Genomic DNA, 14804 nt, shown 5'->3' with positions numbered 1-14804 from the left:
ATATGCGCTGATGCAGGTGTTTCCAGCGCTTTCACTGGTTCCAGACCAGGGGCGACACGTCCCTGTGTCAAATCGTTCCCGCAGCTTATCCTGGCTGGGGAAGATTACTATTTGTACAAACCTACGTAGATAGACGTTAGCAAACCAGAGGCATTTGATGACTCAGGATCTGATATTGCAGGCAGGGCGCCGCACCGTTCGCATGGAGGCAGAGGCTGTCGCCGGACTGGAAAACAGAATTAATGGCGACTTTCAACAGGCTTGCAGGATGATCTTGCAGTGCTCTGGCCGCACCATCGTGACCGGAATGGGAAAATCCGGGCATATTGGACGCAAGATAGCCGCAACCCTGGCCAGCACTGGTACACCGAGTTTCTTCGTTCACCCGGGCGAGGCCAGTCACGGAGACCTGGGAATGATTACCCGCGACGACCTGGTAGTCGCGATTTCCAACTCGGGCTCCTCGACGGAAGTACTCACCCTGCTGCCATTGCTGAAACGGCTTGGCATCCCAATGATCAGTATGACCGGCAAAGCCGACTCGTCCCTGGCTCAGGCTGCCGAGGTCAATCTGGACATCTCGGTACAAACAGAGGCCTGCCCGCTCAACCTGGCCCCTACTTCCTCTACCACCGTCACCCTCGTGATGGGTGATGCATTGGCAGTGGCCCTGCTTGAGGCCAGGGGATTTACCGCCGAGGATTTCGCTTTTTCGCATCCCGGCGGAGCCCTGGGGCGACGCTTGCTACTCAAAGTTAAAGATGTGATGCACGCCGGGAAAGAATTGCCCCGAGTGCACCCGGAAACCCTGTTGTCCAAAGCTCTTCTGGAAATGACCAGCAAGGGTTTTGGCATGACTACGGTTATCGACCACAGTGGGAAATTACTGGGTGTATTTACCGATGGCGACCTGCGCCGCGTAATCGATCAGAAAGTGGCATTTGACCAGGCGACCATGACGCAAGTGATGAGCCGCAGTCCGAAGACGGTTTCCGCCGAAACCCTGGCCGCGGAAGCGCTGAGAATTATGGAAGATTACAAGATCACCGCTCTTGTCGTGGAAGATGCAACCCATATTCCGATCGGCGTACTACATATGCACGATATACTGCGCGCCGGCGTCATCTGAAATAAACAATCCTGTACGGAGCGGAAAAGTGCCGCAGCCGTCGATAACCTACAAGGATACTCCAGTGATCCCAGAAGAACGATTAAACAGTGCATTGAAGCGCATTCGCTGGTTGGTACTGGATGTAGATGGCGTCCTCACTGACGGCAAACTCTACTTCGACAGCAGCGGTAACGAACTCAAAACATTCAGCACTCTGGATGGGCATGGCATAAAAATGCTACAGAAATCCGGTGTGCATGTGGTCATTATTACCGGCCGGCGCAGCAGTGTGGTCGAGCGCCGCGCACACGAACTCGGCATCAGCAAGTTGATCCAGGGTCGAGAAGATAAATTCAACGCCTTGCAGGAGCTTTTGGCCGATGAGCCCTGTCGGCTTGAGGAGATCGCCTATATCGGCGATGACTATCCCGATCTTCTGGTCATGACGCGCATTGGCTGTCCAATTGCACCGCCCAATGCTGCCCAACCCGTGCGCGAGCATGCTATATGGATCACGGATGCCTGCGGCGGTGAGGGTGCTGTGCGCGAAGTCTGTGATCACATCATGCGGGCTCAGGGGACATTTGATATGGCGCTTGCCCCCTACCTTGGAGAAGGTTGATGCGCCGCACTTGGCTGCCGTTACTACTGGTTATACTGCTGATCAGTGTGGGGCTCTGGTTCTCCGAAAGCCCGCCGGAGCAGTTGCTGAGCATCCGCCCCACGCCCCAACAGCAGGACCGCGCCGCCGAACTGATCATTCGCAACGCCAAGACCCGGCACTTTGATCAAGAGGGTAACTTGGCCTACCGGGTGGATGCCCAGCAGATTACCTACTACCAGTTCAAACGCCGTGACCGGGCCGACCTAACAGAGCCACGCCTGTTCTTCTACGAGGATGACCAACCAAAATGGCGCACTGAATCCAGGTGGGGTACCGTCTACAATCGCGGTGAACGGGTAGTCCTGGAAGGAGAAGTGGTGATTGATGAACTACCCGCCATAGGTGGTATCAAATTGGAAACACCCAGCATTACTCTCCTGCCAGACAGGGAGTTCGCCGAAACCGACAAAGTTGTTACTATCACCTCCGGCCCCAACCGTACCACCGGCAAGGGCATGCGCGCCTATCTGAGTGAAGACCGGGTGGAAATCCTATCGGACGTTAAGAGCAGCTATGACACCGACTAACCTATTCCGTCACCTGTGCAAGATTTCCACCGCTGCAGCCCTGTTATTCTTCACCGCGGGGGTAGATGCATTACCTGAAGACCGCGAACAGCGCGTGAATATTAGATCTGATGCGATGAATGCCGCTCTGAGCAGTAACCTGGTCGTTTACAGTAATAACGTTGTCATTACCCAAGGCTCCCTGAAAATACGCGCGGATCGTGTCGAGGTCTACTTCACAACCGACAAGGAGGTCCGGCGCGTCATCGCTGAGGGAAAACCCGCTCACTTCGAGCAGAAGATCCTCGCAGGGGAAAACCCCGTCAAGGCGCGCGCCCGGCGCATAGAATACTCTGTCAGCTCGGAAGAACTTCTCCTTACCGGCGAGGCCCTAGTGGACCGGGATGGCAATACCCTGGCAGCAGAAAAGATCAACTATGACCTCACCACCGAACAACTGAGTGCCCGGGGACAGACCGGGAAAGGTCGCGTGGAGATGATCTGGAAGCCGGAAAAGAAAGAAACCTCCAACAACGGGAGAGAGGGTCAATAGGTCCCTACCCGAGCCTGGATACAGTACTAATTCACTGTCAAACCTTTACCGGAAGGCACTCTGTGCCCACGGCAGGGAAAGATTTCGGAACACACTATGCCAACGCTCAAAGCGTTACACCTCGCCAAGCAGTACAAGAAAAGAAAAGTCGTTCAGGATGTCTCCGTCAGCGTCACCAGTGGTCAGATAGTTGGCCTTCTGGGCCCCAATGGTGCCGGGAAAACCACCTGCTTTTACATGATCGCTGGCCTGGTCCGGGCCAATACCGGGCGGGTATTAATCGATGATGAAGACATCACTAGCCTTCCCATGCATGGTCGTGCACGCAAAGGGATCGGCTATCTGCCCCAGGAGGCCTCAGTATTCCGCCGCCTGTCGGTGCGCGACAATATTCTCGCCATCCTTGAGACCCGTAAGGACCTGTCCCGCTCTGCACGCCAGCAGCAGGCCCAGGCACTGCTCAGTGAGTTCAATATTACCCATATCGAGCACAGTCTGGGGATGGCCCTCTCAGGAGGAGAACGCCGCCGGGTGGAAATCGCCCGCGCACTCGCCACAAATCCCAGGTTTGTATTGCTGGACGAACCCTTTGCTGGGGTAGACCCGATCTCGGTCAACGATATCAAGGACATTGTCCGCCACCTGCGCAACAGGGGTATTGGTGTCCTGATTACCGACCACAATGTGCGCGAAACCCTCGATATCTGTGAAACCGCCTATATCGTCAGTGAAGGCCATATTATCGCCGCCGGCACTCCGGAAGAAGTGCTCGTGAATCAGCAGGTGCGCGAGGTTTATCTGGGGCACGAATTTACCATCTAGAGGAAAAGCTGCCATTTTTGCGCTCAAATTCCACACTGGGCATGATTTATAGGCACGTTTATTGCTTGTGTTATCCCGGCAAGCGGGGTAGTCTGCGCCATTATGGGTAACTTTTGGTGAATACCGGCCACCTCGGTTTGTAGCGCCCCACTATGAAGCAGTCTCTTCAGCTTAAGCTCGGCACCCAGTTGACCATGACCCCGCAGTTGCAGCAGGCAATACGCCTGTTGCAACTGTCGACACTGGATTTACAACAGGAGATCCAGGCCGCTCTGGACGGCAACCCAATGCTGGAAGTCGAGACTGACGAGGTTCTCTCTACAGCCAATATCGCAGAGAGCAACGCCCAGCAGGAGCCGACAGCTGGCTCAGAAAGTGCAATCGCCTCCTCCAGTGGTGAGCACGAACTCAGTGAAGACAGCTGGAGCCAGAATATTCCCGACGAGTTGCCGCTGGACTCCCGCTGGGACGAAATCTACGGCAACTACAGCAGTGGATTCGATGGTGACAAATTAGAGTTTGAGCACAGTGCTCCCGGAGACAGTCTACAGGATCACCTGCACTGGCAACTCAACCTCACCACACTATCTGCGCATGACAAGTGGATCGGTGAAAACCTGATTGATGCGATCAAGCCCTGCGGACTGCTGGGAACCCCCATTGCACAGATCACAGCGTCCCTCCATGTTGAAGAGGATGAGGTCCTCGCCGTGCTCAAAGCGATCCAGCAGTTCGAGCCCACTGGTTGTGGCGCACGGGACCTGCAGGAGTGCCTGCTGTTGCAGTTGCAGCAGCTGCCAGCCAGCACACCCTGGCTTAAACAGGCCAAGGACATTATTGAACGCCATCTCAGTCTGCTCGGAAAACGGGACTTCCGCCAACTGAGCCGGCGCACAAACCTGAATGAGGCCCAGTTAGGCGCGGTAATTCGCCTGATCCAGACCCTAAACCCCACCCCCGGGGAGCGCTATGGCAGAGAGGAGACCGCCTACGTCATTCCTGACATCCTTGTTTCCCGCAAAGGGTTGCGCTGGCAGGTGGATCTGAATGGGGAAATCACCCCGAAAATCCGTATTAACAATCACTATGCCGCCCTGGTCAGGCGCGCAGATAACTCCAGAGAAAACAGCTTCCTGCGGGACCACCTCCAGGAGGCGCGCTGGTTTTTGAAAAGCCTGCAGAGCCGCCACGATACCCTGCTCAAGGTGGCGACCTGTATTGTTGAGAAACAGCAGGGATTCCTCGAAGAGGGTCCCGAGGCCATGAGGCCGATGGTACTGGCAGATATTGCCAAAGCCATTGGCATGCATGAATCCACTATCTCCAGAGTCACCACCCAGAAGTACATGCTGACTCCCCGGGGCGTTTACGAGCTCAAATATTTTTTCTCCAGCCATGTCAGCACCGATTCCGGCGAGGACGCCTCGTCAACCGCCATTCGCGCAATGATTCGCAAACTGATTGATACCGAAGCCCCACGCAAGCCCCTTTCGGATAATAAAATCGCCCAGGAACTCGACAGGCAGGGAATCAAGGTAGCACGCCGCACAGTAGCGAAATACCGGGAGTCCATGGGAATCCCCTCTTCCAGTGAGCGCAAACGCTTAGCCTGACCCACCGCTATCCATTCTTAACGGCAATGCTGCCCAGCGCTCGGTTTCATTACACCCCCAACTGGCAGTGGCCGACTGCTCGACCCAGAGTTCACATGCAGTCACAAACTGACTGGCGCCCTGTAGGTTTTATCCCCCAACCAAAACCCAAACTTTGAGTATATGCTTCCATTCTGGCCCACTTCCTAGTAGGGTTGCGGCCCGAAAGGAAGCCGTTTGCCGGTATGCAGTGCACTCGGTAAGGAGAAATCCATGCAGATCAACATTAGTGGTCACCACGTCGATATCACCCCCCCCATGCGCAGTTACTGCGAAAACAAATTGGAAAAGCTGTCTCGGCATTACGGCAACATTACTAACGCCCAAGTCATCCTATCCGTTGAAAAACTGATCCAGAAAGCCGAAGCCCGGGTACATATCAATGGTCATGACCTCTGTGCAGGCTCTGAGGATAGTGATATGTACGCGGCCATTGATGCGCTCGCGGACAAACTGGACCGCCAACTCAAAAAGCACAAAGAGAAGTTGCAAAGCCACCGCTGAATTATGACACTCGAAGCATTACTTTCCCCCCACCTCAGCTTTTGCCATCTGGCAGGGAGCAGCAAAAAGAAGTTACTGCTCAATATTGCCCAGGCAATCGCCGAGCAATATTCTCAACATGACGCCGATACCATCTTCAATCAGTTGATTGCCCGCGAGCGCCTCGGCTCCACCAGCATCGGGGAGGGTGTTGCCATACCACACTGTCGCCTGCCTGGTTGCAGACAGCCTATTGGCGTGCTCTGCACCATCAAGCCTGCAGTAGATTTTGACGCTACAGATCGCCAACCTGTGGATTTACTGTTTGCCCTGCTGGTACCTGAAGATGCAGAGCAACAACACCTTGAGACACTTGCACAAATCGCCGCCCTGTTTTCCGATAACCAGATAAAGGATAAGTTAAGGCAGGCGAAAACCAGTGATGAACTCTATGCGCTGGCCTTAGACAGTGCCGCAGCCGCCTGAACTGAACACTAAACTTCAGCCCAAGCAACCCATGCCCGGTGGAAACGGCGGTATGTGTGCACCACAAACCGCAAGTAAACAGTGATACATTGTTTCCAATTTACAACGCCAGTGTGCCGACCTCACAAAGGGACTCTCTATGCGCTTGGTGATCATCAGCGGCCGTTCCGGCTCCGGTAAAAGCTCAGCTCTCCAGTTGCTGGAGGATGTGGGATTTAACTGTATTGATAACTTGCCGACCAGCCTGCTGCCCCAACTGGTCAAATGGGCTGGAGACCAGCCACCACAGGAAAATACCCGTTTGGGCCTGGGCATTGATGCCCGTAACCTGTGGCAGGATATCAAACAGGCGCCTCAGGTGATTGAATCCCTGCGAGCAAATGAAGTGCAATGCGATGTGATCTATCTGGATGCGCGCGAGCCGATACTGGTGCAACGTTTCAGTGAAACCCGTCGCAAACATCCCCTTAGCAATAACTGCACTCATCTGCTCGAAGCCCTCAATCAGGAGAGGGAACTGTTGTCCCCTATCGCAGCCATGGCAGATATGGTGATCGACACAAGCAGCCTGAGCCTGCACGAACTGCGTGAACTGGTTAAAAACCGGGTGGTTGGCAAACAGTCCAATGGCATGGCCATTCTATTTCAGTCATTTGGCTTCAAGTACGGTGTACCGGTAGACGCGGACTTGGTATTCGACCTGCGCTGTCTTCCCAATCCCTATTGGGAGCCGGTCCTGAGAAAGAAAACCGGCAGGGACCCCGAGGTGAAACAATTTCTGCGCGCCCACCCAGAAACCGATAAGATGGAGGCCGACATCACCCAGTTCCTGCAGCGATGGCTGCCTTCCTACCAAAAAAGCAATCGAAGCTACACCTGCATCTCCATTGGCTGTACCGGCGGACGCCACCGCTCGGTGTACATGGTGGAACAATTGGCCAAAACCTTCTCACCGCAATTCGACAGCTTGCAGATCCGCCATCGCGAGCAACGGAGATAGCTATTCCATTGCGCGAAAGTCCCCTATGCATAAACAGCAACTCACCATTATCAACAAGCTCGGCTTACACGCTCGCGCAGCCAGCAAACTCGCACAAACTTCAGCGCGCTTTTCCTCCGATATCCAGGTGCATTGCCAAGGTAAATCCGTCAATGCCAAAAGTGTCATGGCGCTGATGCTACTCGCAGCGGGCAAGGGCACCGAGTTGACATTGGAAATTAACGGTCCCGATGAAGACGAAGCACTCAGCGCCATCTGCAACCTGATCTCGGATCGCTTTGGCGAAGCCGAGTAGACTGCAAAGACAGGTACCACTGGCTTGCGCCCCCCGAAGCACATAAAATCGCCGCAGCTTTATCCCGGCGGCTGCCGCCTTTCCAACCACTGCAGTAAGGATTCGTTGTGTCCAGCCCACCCCAAGCCGAAATCAAGTTCCGCGCCCAAAACCAGCTGAGCGCGCTGTTTGCCGCGCTCGATAGCGGCACAGGGCAGGAAGTCCGGCGCATGCTCAAAACTCTGACACCCCAGAGCATCGCGCAACTGCTGGAAAGTTCTCCCCCCCGTATCCGCCAGGTTCTGTGGGGCCTTATCGACCGGGATATCGAGGGTGAGGTACTGCAGGAGCTCAGCGACGAGGTGCGCAGCCAGATCCTCAACACCATGGATACCGAGGAAATGGTGGAGATCATGGAGGGGTTGGATGCGGACGATATCGCCGACATCCTCCAGCAACTCCCTGAGCGCATCGTCGCAGAAGTGCTCTCATCCATGAGCGAGACGGACCGCCTGCGGGTGGAGAGTGTGCTCGCCTATGATGAGAATACCGCCGGTGGCCTGATGGACACCAACACCATCTCGGTGCGCCCCAACCTGAGTCTGGATGTCGTCCTGCGCTACCTGCGCCGCCACGAACAACTCCCGGAGTCCACTGACAGCCTGTTCGTCGTAAACCGCAAAGGGGAATATATCGGCCTGCTACCCCTGTCAAAACTGCTTACTACAGATCCTTCGGTCACGGTGCGCGAGGTGGTCAATACCGATGTGGAACCCATCCCCGCGGATATGCCCGATACCGAAGTTGCCCGACTGTTTGAGAAATACGACTGGATCACGGCTCCGGTGGTGGATGAAGAGAACCGCCTGCTGGGACGCATCACCATTGACGACGTGGTGGATGTGATTCGCGAGGACGCCGACCACTCGCTGATGAGTCTCGCCGGTCTGGATGAGGAGGAGGACACCTTTGCGCCCGTACGGCGCACCGCGCGCAGGCGCGCACTATGGCTGGGTATCAATCTGCTAACCGCCCTCCTCGCCTCCTGGGTGATCAGCCTGTTTCAGAATACCCTGGAGAAGGTAGTGGCCCTGGCTGTACTGATGCCCATTGTCGCCAGTATGGGCGGCGTGGCCGGCAGCCAGACGCTCACCGTCGTTATCCGGGGCATGGCACTTGGGCAAATCGGAAAAAGCAACTTGAACTGGCTGCTCTCCCGGGAATTGGGTTCGGCCGCCCTGAATGCCCTTCTCTGGTCTCTGGTGATTGGACTGATCGCCGCTCTGTGGTTTGGCGACATACACATCGCTCTAATCATTGTCGCGGCGATGGTGATCAATCTGATCACAGCGGCTCTGGCCGGAGCCATACTTCCAGTAGTATTGCGCGCCATACATATTGACCCCGCCCTGGCCGGTGGCGTGGCACTCACAACGGTGACAGACGTTGTGGGTTTTATGTCCTTCCTCGGGCTCGCCACCTGGTACTTTAGCTAAATGGGCAAAAACAGCCTGTGACGGAGCGCCGCTACAGGCCTAGCAGAGTCGGGATAGCCTTCCAACACACGGAGTCCACAATGACCGAGTACAACGACCTGTCGAAGAGCAAAACCCAGCTCAAAAAGGAAATGCACGAGCTGCAGCAGCTGGGACAACAGTTGACTGAACTCTCCAAAGCCCGTCTGGCCAAAGTGCCGATGAGTAACACTCTGCGGGAAGCAATCATGACCTGTGCTCGTATCAAATCCAATGAAGCCCGCCGCCGCCAGATGCAATACATCGGAAAATTAATGCGCAGTGTTGATCACGAGGCCATAAGTGCTGCTTTGAAGAGGTTCAAGGAGCTTGACCGTCGGCACCTGCCCTTCGATACAATGGCCGAGGACTGGCGCAATCGCCTCCTGAAAGAGAACGCCGATGCTCAGGGGGACTTTTTTAATCAGTACCCAGAAGTGGACCACCAGCAATTGCGCCAACTGGTGCGCAACGCCTGTCGGGAAATGAAAAACAGCCTGCCCCCTACCAACCAGCGCAAGTTGTTTCGCTATCTGCGGGATTTCTTTTCGCGAAAAGCCCAGGACAAGTCGGGGCAGGGTCAACGGGATAATCGGGCCTAAGTCGACACTGGCTTTTACGGAAAGTAGACGACATTAGGTCGAACCAGGCAGCGCCTGCCGACCAGTCCCACAGACAATCGATACTACGGCTTTTTTTCCATGGCCGGCTCGAAATCCAGTGCCAGGGAGTTCAAGCAGTAACGCAGATTGGTCGGTGCAGGGCCATCCTTAAAGACATGTCCCAGGTGCTCACCACATTTGGACAACACTTCGGTACGCCTCAGGCCCCAGCTAAAGTCATCTTTCAGGACAATATTTTCCGGGTAGGCCACATCCCAGAAACTGGGCCAGCCTGTACCGGATTTATACTTTTGCGCCGAACTGAACACCGGCAGGCGACAACCTGCAGTGACATACACCCCCTCTTCATTATTGTAAAGTAACTTGCCACTATAAGCCCGCTCCGTATCCTTCTCCCAAAGCACTTTGTACCGGTCTTCCGGCAAAAGTTGCTTCCAGACCGATTTTGGTATCTGCTCCAAGTCTTTGCCCTCGCTGATACGCACCTTAGCTTCATCCACTGTCATGGTCTGGGTTTGCCGCTCATCAGCCTCGGAACAGGCTGAAACTGCCACAACTGCAACCAGCAGCGGACCAAGTACACGGGACTTCTCCATCGCGGAAACTCCTCTCTTCAGTGATTAACCATTACCCTAGAGTTAGAGTGTGGCAGATGGTGCCAGTTCAGTGGAAATACTGGCAGCCAATATCGGCGGGATTTCCCTGGCTGTATCCCCAGTGGAGGCATATCGCACCGGGCAGTGTCCCTGTTGACTGCAGGTTGGGGCAACCCGTTGAAAGTATAAAAACCCCAGCCAACCGCGCCAGGCATGCAAGAGTAGCTGTGCGCCCAGTTATGAAAAACGCAACGGATTACCGGGTTAACCGTCTTGGTGCAATTACCGGCCGCCGGTGCCCGCTTGCTCTTCTGGTGGTGGATTCTGCTGCTGCACAGAGATCACACCCTCACGCTTGGCACCATCACCATCAAAGAGCCTGTCATAACGGATTTGCGGCTCGGCCCAGTCACCGCTGATACGATAACTGACACTGGCCATTTTATTCACCTGCTTCTTAAAAGCCTTACTGATCAGGTAAACTCCCGCGGCAGCGGGAAGATTGCCAGCCAACGCGGCGACCAGGGCGAGATTGTTGCCCACTGGCAGCGTTGCCACCAGAGTGAGATCCAGATCCTCTCTCAGCAGGTTGACCCTGCCCGCCATCTGCAGCTCACTGGTGGGCCCCTCCACCTGAATCGGTACTGCAATCAACAGTTGGCCATCTCCCTCGAACACCACTTCACCGCGAACCCGGTCAAAGGCCATACCACTTTTATACAGATCGGAGAAATCCAGTCGCAGACGGCGCGCCCAGGTGTCGAAGTTAAACAGAGATAACAAACGCAACACCGTGGAGCCCGCTGTGCCAGTGGAACGCAGGAAACGGCCATCCCTGATGTCAATTTTTAAAGCCCCTGAGAGCAGACTGCCCTTCACCTGAACCGGTGAACCATCCCAGCGCAAGGCGGTATCGAAGCTGGCGGATTTACTTTCAATCAGGGGCTGGTGTCCCATGGAGCGCTGGATATCGGCGAGGTCATCGGCAACCAGGCGACCGATAAACTGGGAGGTACTGTTGCCCTCGACATCACGCATCCACATCAGCTGAGCCCCGAGGCGTGCCTCCCCAGTACCGCGCCCTTCCAGGCGGAAGCCGCGCACTGCACCGCGGATATCGCTCAATACGAGGCGGTCCGATGAAGGCCGCACGCGAAAGGACCAGCGCCCCAGCGCCTCGTCACCCAGTTGCAGGTTCTCTGTACTGAAGTCGATGGCGGGCAAACTTTCGAAATCAAAATCCGCCCAGGGATCTTCTCTCTGTTCAAGGAAGAGGTGCAGGGAAGGTGCATTGTTGGACAACTCCTCTCCCTGCTTCGGGGCTGGTAGACGCAAATGGGCCAACTGCAATCGCAGCGGCACCTCCTCATCCAGCACCCCGGCAATATTGCCCGCCGCCATTTCACTGTCAAAATCCAGCTGCCATTTGGTGCCGACACTTTGCCCGGTGATGTGGATATGTTCAATATCAACCGCGCCCAGCTGCAGGCGGTCGGTGCTGAGATCAAGGCTAACCGGCAACGATGTGGGTGCAGTTTTTACAATGGAACCGCCGTCATGATCGGCACATTCCGGACTCTGGTCAGATATACAGTTTTTACTCACTTCCCCAGTTAGACTAGATGGAGCATCCCCCTCCTTGAAATAGACATCCAACTGCTTTTGCCAGCGAGGCAAATCGATACTGGATATGTCTCCAGTGATCGCCAGACCCCGCTGTGCGGGTAATTTTGCCCCGGCATTCAAAGCGATAGCAGCGCGGTCCAGAACACCCTCTACCAACCAGAACTGCCCCTGCAGGTGCTCACCATAATCCAAGTGAAACAGGCTGCCCTGAGTGCCAATCGGTGCGCGCAGTACGAAATTTGTTTCGCTCTGGGCCGCTTTTCCCAGCGGCTGCGGCAGGTTAACCGCCACACCGGCCAAGTTGGATGTCAGCTCGAAAATCGCAGCATAGGGCGCTCCCTTTTCTTTAGCGGGAATAGTGACCAATGCCTGGTAATCCAGAACACCATCCAGCCAATGCAGCTCCGGCCGCCTGCCCCAGGCGGTGATAGACTCAGCGGTAGCACTACCATCCACAACAATCTGGGTATCGCGTAAATTCCCCTCGCCAAAATGGCGGATATGCGCGGCGATCGGCCGCCCCCAGAGTTTGCCGTCCAACCGCGTTCCAGCAAGCCCGTTACCGCTGTCGTAGACGATATCCCCGTGCAACGCTCTGGCGTGCAATCGCAGGTCTTGTAACAGCAGCTCCCCATTGTGCAATCGCAGTTCAACCCGCTGGCTGGGAGACAGGGCACCACCTCCTAGGGACTGGGACAGGCTGATTCCCCCCTGGATATCACCCCTCATTTGCCAATCATCAAAGGCACTGCCCAATTGTTGGCGCAGTGGCGATTCCTGCAGCAGGCGCAAACCATCGGCAGCAGGGCCTGATAATTGGGCTTTAACGTTCAACTGGGAACCTTTACCTGGTAGTGGTGTGACCCCTACAAGAATGTCACTGGCATCGATATCCCACAGTGTGGCCCGATTGGCATTGACCAGTAAGGTACCGTCATTGACCAGTAGGCGGCCCTCTACGTCCCTGGCAGAGGGCCAGTCGTCAGCATATTTCAGGCTGCCATCGGCAAAATCTGCCACCAATTGTACAGTCTGGCGCTTGTTATGGGCCCCCAGTGCCCTCAGGGCATCACTTTTGCCCTGTTTTGAATAGCTGCTACCACGGTAGATAAATGCGGCGCTCTCCACGCGTCCGGGGTTGTTCGTACCCAAGCCCTTATTTAACCAGCTGCGCAGATCCCCACTGACCGTCTTGGGCACCAACAGTTTCTGTGCAGAGGCCGGCGCATCGCGCAGCGACAAAGCCAAGACAAAATCCGTTGCGCGACTTTGTGCCTGAAAAGGCAATGTCAGCAAAAACTGCCCCTTGACCTCACCCAGGGCACTGTCCAGCTGCAGAGGCCCCGAAAGCACGCTGACCTCGTTCGCTTCCTTTTCCACAGCCCAAGCCACGGTACCACTGGCCCGCTCGAAAGAGAAAGCCTTGGCGTACAAAGTGGGAAAATCGACCCCCAGCGCGGTACCATCCAATTCCACCCGACCATCAGCGCCATTGAGTTCCAGATAGCCACTCAGGTCAGACACTGCGGGGGCGCCCTGGAATGCCCGGGTGCTGATATCTCGCAGGTTAGCGATCAGGCGGATGCCCCCCCCCTCCGCATTCTGTAGTAGTTGCACCCGGTGCAGCTGGCCACTGGGCTCCAGAGCACGCAGCCAGTCATCGGCCACGCCATCCAGAAGTTCCAACCGCTTGACGATTTCGCGCCAGCCTCCCAGTTCAATCACATCCGCCGCCAGGGCCAGCCCGTGCCGGTCACTACTCACCTGCAGGTTGAGTGGCGGCATCTGCAGGTTCTGCCACTCGATCTGTATATCCTGCAGGGTCAACTGCCAGAGTTCGCCGGGCAGCCAGCGCCCGGATATATCCCCGGAAAAGGCCCGCAGTGGAGCCATAATCCGGTCGGTATCGGTTGCAGTACCCTGTTTCGTTCCCAGGGCTTTTTCCAGGTTTTCCACCTGGGCAAGATCCACGCGCCCCAACAGACGATACCCATTGTCAGCATCTTTCTGCAGCCACAGGCGCCCGTCTGCCCACTTGCGGCCGCGCCAGTGGAAGCGATCCGGCAATGGTGTGAGTTCATGCAGAAGTGTGACGATATCGTCATCAATCAGCAGCTCATTCAACTGCAAGTAACCGCGCAGAGAGAAATGTCTTTTCTCTCGGGGATTACCGCGCCCCTCAAGAACCAACCGCAATGTCTCCGAATCAATCCGCTTGTGCTCGCCCTCGCGGGAGATAAAGGCGCGGGCGATAAGGCGGCGGAAGTCACCCCGATGCTCCAGCTGGATCTGGGGCAGGTTGATCTCGGCCAATTGGCTATCCGGCAGTTGAACGGTGATCGCCGCATCGCGTATCTGGATTTTGGGGCTGAGTTGAAAAATACGTGCAGGGTCCGCAGCACTCGGGCCTGCTGTGAGATCGCCACCGGACTTTAGGGAAACTCCCGGGAAACCGTCGAGTCGCCACTCCCCCTGTTTATCGCGACTAAGACCAGCCGCAAAAGTATGTATTTGCAGATCCTTCCACACCAGCTCCCGGTTCCACAAAGTGGCAAGCAAATCCAATTGAAAGAGACCGCGCCCCATACGCAGTTCTCCATTGCTACCAAGGCGCAACCCATCCAATTGCAATGCGACCTCCAGGGCCTCCCAGCGCAGAGAGATACGTTCCATCTGCACCGGCACACCCATACGATTGGAAAGCCAGTGACTGATTTGCGGCCGGTAGTTTTCCACCTGAGGGGACAACAGACGTCCGGTTTGCACAGTGATTGCCAGAACGATTACCAGGCTGACTATCAGAAGCCAGAACTTTCTCGCGAGCCAGCGCACCACACCCATCAGCAATGCCTCCCCAGAACCGGGCAGCGGCAAGCACCTGCACCCTTGGAGCG

The 14804-nt window shown here is 55.8% G+C and carries 14 protein-coding genes; 12 read left to right on the top strand and 2 right to left on the bottom strand.

Annotated elements, in window-relative coordinates; translation table 11 throughout:
• Window positions 1–157: 157 nt before the first annotated feature.
• From Q5Y71_RS07060 to yjgA, 12 genes are all read left to right on the top strand, one after another.
• Window positions 158–1129: a KpsF/GutQ family sugar-phosphate isomerase gene (locus Q5Y71_RS07060; RefSeq protein ID WP_306041134.1), complete on the top strand. Its 972-nt coding sequence runs from the start codon at window positions 158–160 to the stop codon at window positions 1127–1129.
• A gap of 64 nt (window positions 1130–1193) precedes the next feature.
• On the top strand, window positions 1194–1733 hold the full coding sequence (locus Q5Y71_RS07055; RefSeq protein ID WP_306041132.1) for an HAD family hydrolase: 540 nt from the start codon (window positions 1194–1196) through the stop codon (window positions 1731–1733).
• The gene (gene lptC / locus Q5Y71_RS07050) at window positions 1733–2302 is read left to right on the top strand and encodes an LPS export ABC transporter periplasmic protein LptC (RefSeq protein ID WP_306041130.1); all 570 of its coding nucleotides are present in this window, start codon (window positions 1733–1735) and stop codon (window positions 2300–2302) included. Before Q5Y71_RS07055 ends, lptC begins: the two co-directional genes overlap by 1 nt.
• The gene (lptA, locus tag Q5Y71_RS07045; protein WP_306041128.1) at window positions 2289–2834 is read left to right on the top strand and encodes a lipopolysaccharide transport periplasmic protein LptA; all 546 of its coding nucleotides are present in this window, start codon (window positions 2289–2291) and stop codon (window positions 2832–2834) included. Before lptC ends, lptA begins: the two co-directional genes overlap by 14 nt.
• Window positions 2835–2930: 96 nt before the next feature.
• Entirely contained in the window at window positions 2931–3656 is a 726-nt protein-coding gene (gene lptB / locus Q5Y71_RS07040) for an LPS export ABC transporter ATP-binding protein (RefSeq protein ID WP_306041127.1), read from the top strand.
• 152 nt (window positions 3657–3808) lie between these two features.
• The gene (locus tag Q5Y71_RS07035) at window positions 3809–5269 is read left to right on the top strand and encodes an RNA polymerase factor sigma-54 (protein WP_306041125.1); all 1461 of its coding nucleotides are present in this window, start codon (window positions 3809–3811) and stop codon (window positions 5267–5269) included.
• A 252-nt stretch (window positions 5270–5521) separates the two neighbouring features.
• Complete coding sequence (gene hpf, locus Q5Y71_RS07030; RefSeq protein ID WP_301417362.1) at window positions 5522–5812, top strand: ribosome hibernation-promoting factor, HPF/YfiA family; 291 nt, start codon at window positions 5522–5524, stop codon at window positions 5810–5812.
• A 3-nt stretch (window positions 5813–5815) separates the two neighbouring features.
• The gene (ptsN, locus tag Q5Y71_RS07025; RefSeq protein ID WP_306041122.1) at window positions 5816–6277 is read left to right on the top strand and encodes a PTS IIA-like nitrogen regulatory protein PtsN; all 462 of its coding nucleotides are present in this window, start codon (window positions 5816–5818) and stop codon (window positions 6275–6277) included.
• A gap of 139 nt (window positions 6278–6416) precedes the next feature.
• On the top strand, window positions 6417–7277 hold the full coding sequence (gene rapZ / locus Q5Y71_RS07020) for an RNase adapter RapZ (protein ID WP_306041119.1): 861 nt from the start codon (window positions 6417–6419) through the stop codon (window positions 7275–7277).
• 25 nt (window positions 7278–7302) lie between these two features.
• Window positions 7303–7572, top strand: a complete 270-nt coding sequence (locus Q5Y71_RS07015; RefSeq protein ID WP_301417356.1) for an HPr family phosphocarrier protein — start codon at window positions 7303–7305, stop codon at window positions 7570–7572.
• A 107-nt stretch (window positions 7573–7679) separates the two neighbouring features.
• Window positions 7680–9047 carry a magnesium transporter gene (mgtE, locus tag Q5Y71_RS07010; protein ID WP_371877006.1) on the top strand — a complete coding sequence of 456 codons (1368 nt, stop codon included), beginning with the start codon at window positions 7680–7682 and terminating at the stop codon, window positions 9045–9047.
• An 80-nt stretch (window positions 9048–9127) separates the two neighbouring features.
• Window positions 9128–9667, top strand: coding sequence for a ribosome biogenesis factor YjgA (gene yjgA, locus Q5Y71_RS07005; protein ID WP_306041115.1), 540 nt, complete (start codon window positions 9128–9130; stop codon window positions 9665–9667).
• Window positions 9668–9750: 83 nt separating this feature from the next.
• Here yjgA and msrB read toward each other — a convergent pair whose 3' ends face one another.
• Both msrB and Q5Y71_RS06995 read right to left on the bottom strand, forming a co-directional pair.
• Complete coding sequence (gene msrB, locus Q5Y71_RS07000) at window positions 9751–10284, bottom strand: peptide-methionine (R)-S-oxide reductase MsrB (protein WP_306041114.1); 534 nt, start codon at window positions 10282–10284, stop codon at window positions 9751–9753.
• Between the two features lie 282 nt (window positions 10285–10566).
• A complete protein-coding gene (locus Q5Y71_RS06995; protein ID WP_306041112.1) occupies window positions 10567–14784 on the bottom strand; it encodes a YhdP family protein in 4218 nt (1405 codons plus the stop codon).
• Between the last annotated feature and the right edge of the window lie 20 nt (window positions 14785–14804).

It is taken from the genome of Microbulbifer sp. 2205BS26-8, assembly GCF_030731025.1.
Taxonomy (GTDB): Bacteria; Pseudomonadota; Gammaproteobacteria; order Pseudomonadales; family Cellvibrionaceae; genus Microbulbifer; species Microbulbifer spongiae.
The sequence above is the reverse complement of the archived record's forward strand: the minus strand, read 5'-3'. Positions and strand labels throughout refer to the sequence as shown.

Bases quoted from the DNA above. Each gene is read 5' to 3' on its own strand.
- Q5Y71_RS07060 (WP_306041134.1), top strand. From the start codon at position 158: ATGACTCAGGATCTGATATTGCAGGCAGGGCGCCGCACCGTTCGCATG.
- lptC (WP_306041130.1), top strand. From the start codon at position 1,733: ATGCGCCGCACTTGGCTGCCGTTACTACTGGTTATACTGCTGATCAGT.
- lptA (WP_306041128.1), top strand. From the start codon at position 2,289: ATGACACCGACTAACCTATTCCGTCACCTGTGCAAGATTTCCACCGCT.
- lptB (WP_306041127.1), top strand. From the start codon at position 2,931: ATGCCAACGCTCAAAGCGTTACACCTCGCCAAGCAGTACAAGAAAAGA.
- Q5Y71_RS07035 (WP_306041125.1), top strand. From the start codon at position 3,809: ATGAAGCAGTCTCTTCAGCTTAAGCTCGGCACCCAGTTGACCATGACC.
- hpf (WP_301417362.1), top strand. From the start codon at position 5,522: ATGCAGATCAACATTAGTGGTCACCACGTCGATATCACCCCCCCCATG.
- ptsN (WP_306041122.1), top strand. From the start codon at position 5,816: ATGACACTCGAAGCATTACTTTCCCCCCACCTCAGCTTTTGCCATCTG.
- rapZ (WP_306041119.1), top strand. From the start codon at position 6,417: ATGCGCTTGGTGATCATCAGCGGCCGTTCCGGCTCCGGTAAAAGCTCA.
- Q5Y71_RS07015 (WP_301417356.1), top strand. From the start codon at position 7,303: ATGCATAAACAGCAACTCACCATTATCAACAAGCTCGGCTTACACGCT.
- yjgA (WP_306041115.1), top strand. From the start codon at position 9,128: ATGACCGAGTACAACGACCTGTCGAAGAGCAAAACCCAGCTCAAAAAG.
- msrB (WP_306041114.1), bottom strand. From the start codon at position 10,284: ATGGAGAAGTCCCGTGTACTTGGTCCGCTGCTGGTTGCAGTTGTGGCA.